General features: G+C 50.5%; 10 protein-coding genes. 5 read left to right on the top strand and 5 right to left on the bottom strand.

Annotated features, from left to right (window positions below; all coding sequences use genetic code 11):
- Nucleotides 1-214 precede the first annotated feature (214 nt).
- The gene (locus tag KB213_RS01680; RefSeq protein ID WP_211680561.1) at nucleotides 215-2,566 is read left to right on the top strand and encodes a TonB-dependent receptor; all 2,352 of its coding nucleotides are present in this window, start codon (nucleotides 215-217) and stop codon (nucleotides 2,564-2,566) included.
- A gap of 237 nt (nucleotides 2,567-2,803) precedes the next feature.
- On the top strand, nucleotides 2,804-5,212 hold the full coding sequence (locus KB213_RS01675) for a TonB-dependent receptor domain-containing protein (RefSeq protein WP_211680282.1): 2,409 nt from the start codon (nucleotides 2,804-2,806) through the stop codon (nucleotides 5,210-5,212).
- A 101-nt stretch (nucleotides 5,213-5,313) separates the two neighbouring features.
- Here the strand turns inward: KB213_RS01675 and KB213_RS01670 are convergent, their stop codons facing one another.
- Nucleotides 5,314-6,174: an ATP-binding protein gene (locus KB213_RS01670; RefSeq protein ID WP_211680280.1), complete on the bottom strand. Its 861-nt coding sequence runs from the start codon at nucleotides 6,172-6,174 to the stop codon at nucleotides 5,314-5,316.
- A gap of 92 nt (nucleotides 6,175-6,266) precedes the next feature.
- On the opposite strand from KB213_RS01670, the gene yajC reads away from it, so the two are divergent.
- Nucleotides 6,267-6,563 (top strand): preprotein translocase subunit YajC, encoded by a 297-nt coding sequence (gene yajC, locus KB213_RS01665; protein WP_245642308.1) that lies wholly within the window; start codon nucleotides 6,267-6,269, stop codon nucleotides 6,561-6,563.
- 86 nt (nucleotides 6,564-6,649) lie between these two features.
- Here the strand turns inward: yajC and KB213_RS01660 are convergent, their stop codons facing one another.
- From KB213_RS01660 to KB213_RS01645, 4 genes are all read right to left on the bottom strand, one after another.
- Nucleotides 6,650-7,258 carry a superoxide dismutase gene (locus KB213_RS01660; protein WP_211680278.1) on the bottom strand — a complete coding sequence of 203 codons (609 nt, stop codon included), beginning with the start codon at nucleotides 7,256-7,258 and terminating at the stop codon, nucleotides 6,650-6,652.
- Nucleotides 7,259-7,351: 93 nt separating this feature from the next.
- Nucleotides 7,352-8,224, bottom strand: coding sequence for an NAD(P)-dependent oxidoreductase (locus KB213_RS01655; protein ID WP_211680275.1), 873 nt, complete (start codon nucleotides 8,222-8,224; stop codon nucleotides 7,352-7,354).
- Between the two features lie 137 nt (nucleotides 8,225-8,361).
- Nucleotides 8,362-8,913, bottom strand: coding sequence for a uracil-DNA glycosylase family protein (locus KB213_RS01650; RefSeq protein ID WP_211680273.1), 552 nt, complete (start codon nucleotides 8,911-8,913; stop codon nucleotides 8,362-8,364).
- Entirely contained in the window at nucleotides 8,910-9,512 is a 603-nt protein-coding gene (locus tag KB213_RS01645) for a LabA-like NYN domain-containing protein (RefSeq protein ID WP_211680271.1), read from the bottom strand. Before KB213_RS01645 ends, KB213_RS01650 begins: the two co-directional genes overlap by 4 nt.
- Before the next feature lie 265 nt (nucleotides 9,513-9,777).
- Between KB213_RS01645 and rpoZ the strand changes: the two genes are divergently transcribed.
- Nucleotides 9,778-10,158: a DNA-directed RNA polymerase subunit omega gene (gene rpoZ, locus KB213_RS01640; protein WP_211680269.1), complete on the top strand. Its 381-nt coding sequence runs from the start codon at nucleotides 9,778-9,780 to the stop codon at nucleotides 10,156-10,158.
- A gap of 41 nt (nucleotides 10,159-10,199) precedes the next feature.
- Nucleotides 10,200-12,527 carry a RelA/SpoT family protein gene (locus tag KB213_RS01635; protein WP_211680267.1) on the top strand — a complete coding sequence of 776 codons (2,328 nt, stop codon included), beginning with the start codon at nucleotides 10,200-10,202 and terminating at the stop codon, nucleotides 12,525-12,527.
- Nucleotides 12,528-12,536: the final 9 nt, after the last annotated feature.

Raw genomic sequence — 12,536 nt, 5'->3', positions numbered from 1 at the left:
GAGACTTTAAAACAACAATCGGTGCATGTCATTGAAATGTCATTCGTTTTAATGACGGGTTTCGCCTCAAATTAGGAACCGTAAAAGTGGCCACCCTCTTTTGGTTCGAAGCCTTGATAATGCAGGGCAGCTTTACTTGGAAATATGTGATCAGGAGCCCGGAAAAAACGTGCGATTGAAACTGTGTCTTTTGTCTTCCGTTGCGTTGTTGACGATGCCGTGTGTGGCTTCTGCTGCGGTGAAGCAGAATGCTGCTCATAAAACGGGTCATCAAGCCGCCCCTGTTCATGCGCCTCAGTCCGTTAATACGGCAGAAAAAGCACATACAGTGGTGCGTCATGCGCATGCATTGAATGCAACGAGTGAAGAAAGTGTTTCAGTCGTCGGGCGGACACGTACAGGGCAGGATGCTGAGCAATCTGTTTCTAAGGCTGTGATGCGCCAATTTGTGCCGGGGACGAGTCCATACCGAATGTTGAGCCGTGATGCGGGTGTAAATTTCACCTCCACGGATCCATTCGGCATCGATAGTTTTGGTGCGAATCTTTATGTGCGCGGCTTTTTCATGAACCAGATGGGCGTGACGGTTGATGGCGTGCCATTGAACGATCAAACCTATCAGTCTGTGAATGGGTTAAGTCTTGCTTCGGCTATTATCCCAGACGATATGCAGTCTTTGCGTATGTCTCAGGGGGCAGGGTCTGTTGAGTTGCCGTCAACGAATACGCTGGGCGGCACGATTCAGGTGACATCGAGTGACCCGAGTGATCGGCGCGGTGGAAAGATTAGCCAGTCTTTCGGGAGTTATGATTCGTACCGCACCTATGTCCGGTTGGATTCGGGTAAGCTGAATTCGAGTGGTACCAAGTTGTTCACATCCTATGCGCGTACGGATGAAGGTATGTGGATGGGCGGTGGTAAAGACCAGTTCATGCAGCAGGTTGATGCTAAGCTGGTGCAGCCGATCGGTACGCAAAGCCGTATGTCTGCGTTTTTTAACTGGTCGGGCCTGACGCAGTGGAATTACCCGGATACATCGGTTGGCATTTTGCAGCAAGATGGCTGGCGGACGCCCAACCTGTATCCGAATTATGCTCTGGCTTATAATATCGCAAATGGTGGTGCCGTTCCGGCGGGCTATGCTGGTGTGCCGGGTATACCGGGATCACAGATTGCGCGTTATGATGGTGGGCAAGCTGAGACCAACTATATGGGCGGCTTGCATTTTGACTTGGCCTTGTCTGATGCACTGACGTGGAACACGACGGTCTACGGCCATAGCCAGACAGGTTATTATAGCTACACGGATAATACGACGCCTTCTCCGGGAACGGGTGCGCCGCTCTCTGAAATTGTATGGCAGAACCGCCAAGAGCGTTATGGTGTGGATACATCCTTACGCTACCGGATTGGTCGCCATACGTTGGAAGGTGGCGTTTGGTATGAGAATAATAACCAAGCTGCGGGGCTGTTCAGTTATAATGAACCTGCTTTAGGGCAGGGTGCGCCATTGCAGGCTGTTGGCCCGTATGATGTTTATGGCCCGGCTTTTCAGCAAGGTTATGGTTTCCAGTGGAACACCAATGTAGTGCAAACCCATTTGCAGGATAGTATTCGCCTAGCACAGGGGCTTGTTCTGCATGCAGGCTTCAAGTCCATGGTGGCGACGACATCTGGTGGGGCTAATTATAATAATCAGAGCTATACGGATGCTACAGCATTGCCCAATGGGTCATTGACGGCTTCTGATGCGTTCTTGCCGCATGTGAACTTGGATTGGCATGTGAATCGTCATCATGAGTTTTATGTCGATGTGGCGGAGAATATGCGGGCGTATGAGGTGTCCGCTTATGGTGTGGCTAATTCGGTGTACTCGGTACAAGATCAAGATACGTTTTTGGCGCAACGCAAAGAGCTGAAGCCTTCTAAAGCTTGGGTTTATTTGGGGGGGTATCGTTACACGTCTTCATTCCTACAGGCGAATGCGACGGTGTACCATGCGAAGTTGCTGCATCCGGTTTTGGCTGCGGCTGTGGGGTCTTTAACAAACCCTATTTCGCAAGTGATTGATTTCGGTAAGGTATCCATGACCGGTGCAACCGGTGATGTAGCGTTAACGCCGCTTCCGGGACTGACGATTGATAATAATATTTCCTACAATAAAGGAACTTATGATCGTGATGTTCAGACCACGGGTGGCTATTACGCGCTAGCAGGTAAGAAGATCGTTAATTACCCGGCATGGATGTATAAGGCTTCGGTCTCCTATGCTTGGCACGGAGCAATGGCACATTTTGATGCGAACTATCTGGGCCGACGCTATTATAGCTTTATGAATGATACATCCATCGGGGGGTATTGGTTGGCGAATGCGGGCTTGGATTATCGCTTTGGCAATGTGAGTGTCCTGCGTGATGTAACAGCGAGCTTTAACGTTTATAACCTGTTTAACACTAAATACATCGCAACGATGGGTGAGAATGATAACCCTGCAACAGGTGATTATCAGTCGATGGAACGTGGTGCTGTACGTCAGTTTTACGGTACGATTAGCGCTGGTTTTTAAGTCCAGCATAAAACTGTACGGGTAACGAAGGGCACAGCTTGGCTGTGCCCTTTTTATTTTTATATTGTAAAAAGATCAAAACGTGACATATATGAAACGAAATTGGGCTTTCGTTACAAAGTTTGTGTAAAGAGTGCTTGTATAACGCTTATTTTAATGTAATTTAAAATTAATCGTATCGATATAGGTGAATTCATTTTCACCGAAAATAATTAGTTAAATTAAGCGGATGTGATCATGAGACTGCGCCTTCTTCTTTCAACTGTGGCGGCTGGAGCTGTTTTGACGGGTTTCTCGTATGCGGAAGCTGCACGGCATACGGATGGGAAAACCAAATCGACGCAGACCGTTGGTGTGAAGAAAATCAGCGCTCCTGCGGTGCATATGCGGAAATCCGCGCCGCATGTTGCTCCCGGAAATGAAACGCTGACTGTGAGCGTGCGGCGTACGGCATCGCATAATGCGGTGGAAGTGGTTTCTCGCCAGACAATGGATCATTTCGTTGCGGGCACGAGCCCCGTAGCGATTTTGGCGCAAACGACACCGGGGGCATTGTTTACATCGGATGATGCCTTTGGTCTCGATACCGTGGCGAATACATTGTATGTCCGTGGTTTTAATCAGACTCAACTTGGCGCGACGTTGGATGGTATTCCAATGGGTGGGCAAGGTTTTCATAATTGGAATGGTCTTGGCGTTGATCAGGCTGAAATTCAGGAGAATATCTCCAGCTTAACCCTTTCGCAGGGGGCTGGTGCATTGGACACGCCATCGGCGCAGACATTGGGCGGCGCCATGACGTTTGCGAGCAGCGATCCGACGGATCATGCTGGTGGGCGTTTGAGCCAACTCTTCGGGAGTAATCATGGTTTCCGTACGTTTGCGCGTGTGGACAGTGGGATTCTGAATCAGACGGGTACGAAGTTTTATGCTTCTTTTGCACGGACGGCTCAGGATTTATGGAAGGGTTATGGAGACCAATCTGAACTTCAAGCCAATGCAAAAATTGTTCAGCCTGTTGGTGAGCACGGGAAAATTACGGCTATTTTTGATTATTCAAATTTTGCCCAGTACAATTACCTCTCGGTCACCAAAAATATGTGGCAGCGCTTAGGGCAGGACAGCATTTATCTGAAGCCAAATTACGCATTGGCGAAGCAATATGCGTATTATGCGCAAAATGGCGGTGTTCCTGCGAATTATGCTGGTATTCTATCCAATGATGAAATCAGTGATTTTGCTTATGACGGCACCCAGATTCAACGGAATTACCTCTCTGCATTGACCGGTGATTTTGAACTGGCTCCTGGGATTACGTCGAAAACTATTGCGTATGCACATATTTCTAATGGTGATTATGCGGGGACAAATCCGTCTTTGATATCGCCAGATTCTCAGGTGCCTATGGTGCTTGAAGTTGGGCACCCTGATACCCGTCGACTTGGTGTGGTGCAGAGTTTTGATATTCAGGCGGGCCGCCGTAATGATATTAAAACGGGTATTTGGTACGAGAATAATCGCTTCCAATACCCCATGATGATGTATCAAGATGGCGTTAACTACCCACATGCGTCGTTGTCAGATTTCACGAATGGGACAACGTGGTGGCGTGATGCTTTTAACACCAATACGTTCCAGTTTTACCTGCAAGATACATACAAGGTCTTGAAAAATCTGACGGTTACGGCTGGGTTCCGTTCTTTGGTGCAAAGCACGCATGGGGGCACTAAAGAAGATAATTCGAGCTCATTGTCGGATTGGGGGGTCTATTATAGCCATCCCGTTAATGGTGCTTTGACTGCGGCAAATGCCTTTTTGCCACATGTGAATGTAGATTATCGTTTCCTTGAGCATCATGAGATTTATGTGGATGTTGCTGAGAACATGCGCGCTTATGATTATGGTGCTCAGTCTTCGAGTGGGAGCGCGTGGTCTCATATTGGTACAAGTAAAGTCAGCGCACAAAGTGTATTTGATGCGAGCAAGTCTGTTTTGCGCCCTGAGCGGACGTGGAATTATGTGATTGGTTATCGTTTTAACAGCCAGTATTTTGCAGGTAGTGTTGATTATTATCATACGGATTATTTCAATCGTTTAGCGGCGATTTCCAGTGGTCCGGTGAATAATACGTATAATGCTTATCTGAATGTTGGGCGTGAAAGTGTGAATGGTGCGGATGTTCTGGGCACTATTCGTCCGATCCCGGGCTTGGCGATTACGAATAGTTTTAGCTGGAATGACGCGCGTTATCAGCAAGATAGCTTGCCTTATGCTGGGAGCACGATCAGCATTAAGGGTAAGCAGCAGGTTTATTATCCGAAGTATATGTATAAGGCCGATGTGACTTATACGTGGAAAAAAGCGACGGTGAACTTCAACACGAATTATGTGGGGTCACGTTATATGACCTATACAAATGATGAGAAGATTCCGGCGTATTGGTCTTCAACGCTGACGGCGAGTTACGATTTTGGTCGTATTGGTTTTGCTGAAAATCTGAAGGCAACTTTTGGTGTAACGAATTTGTTCAACCAGAATTATATTGGTGGCGTATATGGCGCTGCAGCTGTCTCTGGTGATGATAATGCTAATCTGTTCGTGGCCGCACCGCGTCAGTATTTTGGCAGTGTTGCTGCTCAGTTCTAAGGTCTGTAGTTGACGATATCTTTCCGGCCCATTTCTGGGGCCGGAAAGTGTAAGGTTATGTGCGGCTAGCCTCGTTTTTTTGGGGGAAGGCCGCGCCTCTGTTAAGCAGATAATTCTGCCGAGAGATTATCAATAAATTGAGCAGCCACGCGTCCTGATCGGCTACCGCGTGCCATCGCCCATTGAAGTGCGCGGCGGCGTAGTTCTTCAGTGTCGATGGGGAGTTTTCGGTCTGTAGCATAGGCGTTTACGATGGCGAGGTAGTCGTCTTGTGTGGCGCCATAGAGACCAATCCATAATCCAAAGCGGTCAGAAAGGGAGACTTTTTCTTCGATGGCTTCTGAGGGGTTAATTGCGCTTCCTGTTTCATTTTCGATCATGTCGCGTGGCATGAGGTGTCGACGGTTTGAGGTCGCATACAGCAAGACGTTGTCAGGGCGACCGGCGACGCCACCGTCTAGGACAGATTTGAGTGATTTATAATCGGCGTCTTGGCTTTCAAAAGAAAGATCATCACAGAATAAAATACACCGGCGGGGCGTTTGGCGCAGAAGTGCGAGGAGGCGCGGGAGTGATGCGAGAGCATCACGTGGGATTTCGATGAGTGCGAGTGGCGCTTCGCCGCGTTCACGTTGTTCAGTATTAATGGCCGTTAGGGCGGCTTTTACAAGGGATGATTTCCCCATGCCGCGCGCCCCCCAGAGCATGACGTTATTGGCAGGAAAACCGCGCGCAAAATGACGTGTATTGGCCAGAACGGGAGCAATCTGTCGGTCAAGGCCGCGCAGTAGCCGCAGGGGAACGCCAGAAGGGTTTGTAATAGGGTGAAGGCTTTCGGTTGCTCCGTCCCAATAATGTACATCGGCTTTGTCCAAAGCATCAGCACGAGCGGGCTTTGGGGCCATGCGCTCAAGGCTATCGGCAATACGGGTTAGGGCAGTGAGGAGGGCGGGGTCGGTCATGGTAAAGCTTTATTCAATAGAGTGCGGCGCTTGACGCGCGGTCCGGGAACGATATGGTCCCTTCACGCTTCACTCAAGATGGAACTTTGATCATGCAAAATGTGTTTGCTAACCCACAATTTATTCAATTCGCCCCGATGGTTCTGATTTTCGTGGTGATGTATTTTCTGCTGATCCGTCCGCAGCAAGCGCGTCAGCGCAAGTTGAAAGAAGAGCAAAATAGCTTGCGCCGTGGTGACCGTATTGTGACGGCAGGTGGTGTGATCGGTGTTGTTCAGGCGACGCGTGAAGGCAGCGATGAAGTTGATGTAGAGATCGCTCAAGGTGTGCGGGTTAAGATTGTACGCAGCACCATCACGACGGTTCTGTCACGCGAACAAAAGGCTTGATGTCTGGCGTTATGTCAGCAGAAGATTAGGTACAAAAAAGCTCCGCAGAATAGTCTGCGGAGCTTTTTTATGTGTGTAGCCCGTGATTAAGCGGATTTCAGCACAGCTTCTGCGAATTCGTAATTCGCCAGCTTGTCGAGGTAGTTTGATACGTAATCTGGGCGACGGTTACGGAAGTCGAGGTAATAAGCGTGCTCCCAAACATCGAGACCCAGAAGGGTCTTGCCTTGGCCTTCAGCCAGTGGGTTGCTGCCATTTGGGGTCTTGGTGACGACGAGTTTGCCTTCACCATTCAGAACCAGCCATGCCCAGCCTGAGCCGAACTGTGTGGTGGCAGCTTGCTTGAAGGCTGCTTTGAAGGCATCAACTGAACCGAAATCTTCGTTCAGCTTGCTTTCCAGCGCTGTTGGGATCTTGCCGCCAGCAGGTGACAGATTCTGCCAGAACAGAATGTGGTTCCAATGTTGGCCCGCATTGTTGAAGATCGGCGCCATGTCAGCAGAATCGTGCGAGAGAACAATGATTTCCTCGAGCGATTTGCCTGCGAGCTCTTCATTCTTTTCAACGAAGCCATTCAGGGCTGTGACATAAGCCTGATGATGCTTGCCGTGGTGCAGTTCCAGGGTTTCCTGGCACATGCCAGCGTCAGCAAGTGCGTTGGCGGCGTAAGGTAGGGAAGGAAGTTCGAAAGCCATGATATGTGCTCCTTGAGGAAAAGGAAGGGGCATTAAAAAGCGTGTCGGCCCGCATGCTACAATGCGTATAGCGAACCGTCATGCTCACCGATGTCACTTATGCGCGATGTTTGCAACGCTGCGTTCCATCGCACCGATCAGTGCAGCGTAATCTTCATCTGAGTGGTTATTGTTGCTGAGGGCAAGAGCTTGGTCAGCAACAGCCATAGCCGGCATGAACGCACCAGCTTTTCGGCCGGCCTCCATGAGAAGGCCCATGTCTTTGGACATGAGGCGTGTGGGAAATTGGGATGGGAAACTTTTATTCTCTGCCATGGTCAGCTTGCGTTTGTGGTGCGGGCTAATAACGGCGAGGTTTTGGAGTGTTTCGAATAGGACATGCCGCTTAATTCCTGCAGAAAGGCCATAGCTGACCCCTTCAGAAATGACGTTGAGCGTTGCCCCCATAATGCCATTCACGACGAGTTTGAGGCGTGCAGCACTACCGGCAGGGCCTGCGTGAATGGTGATTTTGCCAATGACATCTAGTATGGGACGTGCACGCTCAACGGTTTCTGCGGTGCCGCCGACCAGCATGATAAGCTCGCCTTTTTCAGCTTCTGGTGTGCTGCCTGACATAGGGGCGTCGAGCAGGGCGAAGCCGTGTTCGTGTGCAAGCTTGGCGAGTGCATCTGCTTGATCTGGGGAGACAGTTGAGGTGTCGAGCACGAGTTTGTCTGGGTTCAGCCCTGCGAGAAGTCCGTTTTCGCCATGCAGGGAGGCTTGTTCTGCGGCATCATTGGGTACGCAGAGAATGATAATGTCAGCTTGCTCAGCAATGGCCCGTGGCGAGGGAAGTGGTGTTGCGCCGGTGATACGGCCTGAGGGTGTGTAGGCTAGGACCGTATAGCCCGCTTTCTGGAGGTTTTTGCCCATGGGTTGGGCCATGGCGCCGTAGCCAATGAAACCAATTGTTGGGTTGGGCATGTAAAAACCTCTTTAGGCAGTGAGTGTATCAGCCCTGCATGGTGAAGGGCTGAATGCATATTTGTTCTCTACGTGGCAATGTGAATGGGGTGAGGAATATTTTTTGTCATCGTATCTAGGGTGTGAAGCATAATTTTTTAAGCATGTAGTGCGAGGGCGTGTTCTATATCTGGCAAGAGTGCATCGAGCGCTGCGGTCATCCGTGTGAAGTGGTTACGGCTTTTTTGGATGGTGGGTGCAGGGAGATGCGCGACCAATAGGCCATCTGGTAGGCGCGTAATCGCGTTGGGGTGAAAGGTCTGTCGGTTGAGCGTAATGCCGCAGGCATCCATCAGGGTAATGTGGGCACTGACGCCGATGGCAATGACCAGTTGTAGGCCGTGCAAGGTTCTGAGCTCGTGCTGCAGCGTTTGTTTGGCAGTATTCAAGCGGTCGGGTTGGGCGATGGTGGCTTGGATGGCGGCGCTTGCTTGAGAAAAGCATGCATAAGGGCGAAAGCCATCACCATTCTGTGCGGAGAACCGCAGGCCGCGTGCTTCGAAAAGATCTTTTAAGCAGGCCCGTGAGAGGGTCTGATCAACATGGACGATGAGTATCGAAGGGGGAGAGAGGGGGGTAGAAGGAGGGCTCCCTTCCGAAGGAGCCAGAAAAGAAGAATGGATAGTCTCGGAAGGGAACGCAAAGGTCATGTCGGAAGAGTTTCGTCGCTATTAATATCGGCAGGATGACGAATAGGAGCCTGACGAGGGCGCGGTTCTGCGCTGCGTCGTGTGAATTCTGGAGCAATTTCGGCCAATTCGATGAAGCGATCTGCCTGGCGGCGCAGGTCATCACTGATCATCGGGGGGGTGGAACGCGTTGAAGAAATCACAGAAACACGTACACCACGAGATTGTACGGCCTCAACCGCACGGCGTAGGTCCGCATCCCCGCTGATAATGACAGCGTGGTCCAGATTAGGCGCTTGTTCCAGAAGATCTACGGCCAGTTCGACATCCATATTGCCTTTAATACGGCGTCTTCCTGAATGATCCGTAAACTCGCGTGCGGTTTTCAGTACTAAATGAAAGCCGTTATAGGCGAGCCAGTCGGTCAAAGGGCGTAGAGGGGAGTATTCGTCGGTGTCTGGGATGGCGGCGTAATAGTAAGCGCGGCGGAAGAGGCTGCGCTTCTCGAAAAGATCGCGCAGACTACGGAAGTCAACGTCGAAGCCAAGGTTTTTTGCCGCATGATAGAGGCTGGCACCATCAATGAAGAGGGCTGTGCGTTCTGCTGGTTTTAAAAACATGATTTTAGACAATCCATTTTGTACTGAGAATGTGGGCTCATATTCGCCGCTTGCGGCAGAATCGTGACAATGCGGTTAAAATAAGTGTCCAACTTTCTGAACGTTGCGTGTTTGAGGAAAGTTGCACGGTGCTGGTGTAAAGTCGTATTTCATTCTGTGGGATGTGGGCCATCTCGCGCCGGATTGCAACGCTGTGGCCATTATGCTATACGCTGAATCTTCCAAAGTTGTATATTAATTATTTCGACCCGAAGGGGACAGCCTCATGGCGCGCGTAACCGTAGAAGACTGCATCGAGAAGGTGCCTAACCGATTCGATTTGGTTTTGTTGGCCGCACAACGTGCGCGTGGTTTGTCACGCGGCGAAGAAATGCATGTTGATCGTGACAACGACAAGAATCCAGTTGTAGCTCTGCGTGAGATTGCGGAAGACAAGGTCGAATTGTCTACTCTGCAAGACCGTATTGTTCGTTCACTGGCACGTGCGCCCGATCCAGAGCCTGTTGATGAAGAAGTGATGGACATCATTCCTACGGATCAAAATATTTTTGGTCTTCAAGATGTGTCTTCAGAAGAAGAGCAGGCGCATATGTCTTCTGACAGTGCTGCTGTTGAGGCAGAGCTTGGTGGTCGCGGGCGCTTCTAAGCTTTTGCTTTGTAATGCTCATGGGTGAGGGGTGAGATGTAATGGCTGACACCCTTCCTCCAGCAGAAGAAAAAAAAGCAGGTCGTCCACCGCGTGAGGCAAAAACCCCCGGTGGGGCCTGTGGTGACTTTAAGCCGCCAATTGATGGTGTCATTCGTCGTATCGTGGCGTATGATGCTAGTGCTGATATTGCACGTGTTGAGGCCGCTTATGATGTGGCGGCCGATGCCCATGATGGGCAGCGCCGTGATAATGGCGATGCGTATATCACTCACCCCATTGCTGTTGCGAATATTCTAGCCGGTTTTCGGATGGATATTACGTCCATCATGGTTGGTTTGCTGCATGATACGGTAGAAGATACCGGTGTATCGTGTCGTTCCTTGCAGGAGCAGTTTGGGGAAGATGTGGCCTCCCTTGTTGATGGGGTCACGAAGCTTACACGGCTAGAGCTACAGTCAGACCGTACCAAGCAGGCGGAGAATTTCCGTAAGCTGGTGTTGGCGATGTCACGCGATATTCGCGTGTTGATTGTGAAATTGGCGGACCGTCTGCATAATATGCGGACATTGCATTATGTGCAGAGGTTGGACCGCCGTCAGCGTATTTCACGCGAAACGATGGATATTTATGCGCCACTCGCTGAGCGTATTGGTATGGATCGTGTTAAAACGGAGCTACAAAATCTCGCCTTTGCTCAGCTTGAGCCAGAAGCTGATGCGACAATCCGTGCACGCTTGAACTTTCTGCGCGGTCAAGGGGCAGATGTTGTTGAACATGTGCGCCGTGAACTGATTGCTTTGTGTCGTGAAGCGGGCATTGAGCAGGTTGAAGTATCCGGTCGAGAAAAATCTCCTCATTCGATCTGGGCTAAGATGCAGCGCCGTAATGTGGCGTTTGAACAGCTTTCGGATATTATGGCGTTTCGTATTGTCGTGCCAACGCGTGATGCGTGTTACATGGCATTAGGCGCGATACATGGTGCGTTTCCGGTGATTGCGGGGCGTTTTAAGGATTATATTTCCACACCAAAAGCAAACGGGTATCAAAGTTTGCATACTGGGGTGACGCTACGGCACCCGCGCAATCAAAAAATTGAAGTGCAAATCCGTACGCCGCAAATGCATGATTTGGCGGAAAATGGTGTTGCTTCGCATTGGGCATATAAAGAAGATGCGACCCCTAGTGAGCGGGAAGCTGCAGCACTATCATCTGCTTTTGGTGCACATACGCGTAAGCTGCGTTGGGTTCAGGATCTTTTGGAGATCTTGGAAGATAGTCAGGCACCGGATGAGTTCCTCGAAAATACGAAGCTGGAACTGTATCAGGACCAAGTTTTTTGCTTCACTCCTAAGGGGCAATTGATTTCACTTCCCAGCGGTGCGACGCCGATTGACTTTGCTTATGCAGTGCATAGTCAAGTGGGGGATCGTTGTGTTGGTGCGAAGGTCAATGGGCGTTTGATGCCCTTGCGCCATGAATTGCAAAACGGGGATCAGGTTGAGATCATGACGGCGCGTGGTGGTACACCGTCGCCGTCATGGGAACGTTTTGTTGTTACGGGCAAGGCGCGTGCGCGTATTCGGCGCTTTATTGCAGCACAGCAACGCCAGATTAATCTTGATAATGGTCGTGCCAGCATTGCTAAGGCCTTCCGTCAGGAAGGGGTGGATGGTTCAGAAAAGGTTCTAGAGAGCCTATTGAAGGACCTTCGTTACGCTTCGGTCGAAGATTTGAGTGTTGCTGTTGGGCAGGGCCAAATTGGGCCGAAAGATGTTGTGAACGCGGCTTATCCAGAGTTGCGTCAGACGGCGCGTGCGCCGCGTATGGTGCCGGGCCTCTCGCCACGTTTTGGGCAGACATTGACGTCGCCTCAAAGTGGTGCGCGTACCTCTCAGGTGTCATCGGGTAATATCGTGACCGGGGTTGGGCGCGGTATTGCGGTTAGCTTTGCTGGGTGCTGTCGTCCGCTTCCGGGTGATCAGATTGTTGGGATCATCGCGCAAAGTAAGGGTATTTCGATACATCGTAAGAGCTGTCGAAACTTGTCGAGCTATGTGGACACGCCTGAGCGTTTCTTAGATGTTGACTGGGATTATGATGCGCTTGGTAGCCGTAAGGACGCGGCACCGCACACGGCACGTTTGTCTGTTGTAGCGACCAATGAGCCGACTATTCTTGCGACTTTGACGAATGTGGCTGCCAAGCATGCGGGTAGCGTGGTGAATTTGCGTATTGTGAATCGTCAGCTCGATTTCATGGAAGTCTTGGTTGATTTGGAAGTGCGCGATTTGAGGCACTTATCGTCTTTGATTGCAGCATTCCGCACGGCTGTGGGTGTTATGCAAGTTGAGCGGGCGAAAGCGTAAGGCATTACA

This window comes from Neokomagataea anthophila, from assembly GCF_018122595.1.
Lineage (GTDB): Bacteria > Pseudomonadota > Alphaproteobacteria > Acetobacterales > Acetobacteraceae > Gluconobacter > Gluconobacter anthophilus.
Note: the sequence above shows the minus strand (reverse complement) of the source record. Positions and strands in the feature narration are given on the sequence as shown.

What these genes read in the sequence shown, in the direction of transcription:
- KB213_RS01680 (WP_211680561.1), top strand. Translation starts at nt 215, where the DNA reads ATGCCGTGTGTGGCTTCTGCTGCGGTGAAGCAGAATGCTGCTCATAAA.
- KB213_RS01675 (WP_211680282.1), top strand. Translation starts at nt 2,804, where the DNA reads ATGAGACTGCGCCTTCTTCTTTCAACTGTGGCGGCTGGAGCTGTTTTG.
- KB213_RS01670 (WP_211680280.1), bottom strand. Translation starts at nt 6,174, where the DNA reads ATGACCGACCCCGCCCTCCTCACTGCCCTAACCCGTATTGCCGATAGC.
- yajC (WP_245642308.1), top strand. Translation starts at nt 6,267, where the DNA reads ATGCAAAATGTGTTTGCTAACCCACAATTTATTCAATTCGCCCCGATG.
- KB213_RS01660 (WP_211680278.1), bottom strand. Translation starts at nt 7,258, where the DNA reads ATGGCTTTCGAACTTCCTTCCCTACCTTACGCCGCCAACGCACTTGCT.
- KB213_RS01655 (WP_211680275.1), bottom strand. Translation starts at nt 8,224, where the DNA reads ATGCCCAACCCAACAATTGGTTTCATTGGCTACGGCGCCATGGCCCAA.
- KB213_RS01650 (WP_211680273.1), bottom strand. Translation starts at nt 8,913, where the DNA reads ATGACCTTTGCGTTCCCTTCCGAGACTATCCATTCTTCTTTTCTGGCT.
- KB213_RS01645 (WP_211680271.1), bottom strand. Translation starts at nt 9,512, where the DNA reads ATGTTTTTAAAACCAGCAGAACGCACAGCCCTCTTCATTGATGGTGCC.
- rpoZ (WP_211680269.1), top strand. Translation starts at nt 9,778, where the DNA reads ATGGCGCGCGTAACCGTAGAAGACTGCATCGAGAAGGTGCCTAACCGA.
- KB213_RS01635 (WP_211680267.1), top strand. Translation starts at nt 10,200, where the DNA reads ATGGCTGACACCCTTCCTCCAGCAGAAGAAAAAAAAGCAGGTCGTCCA.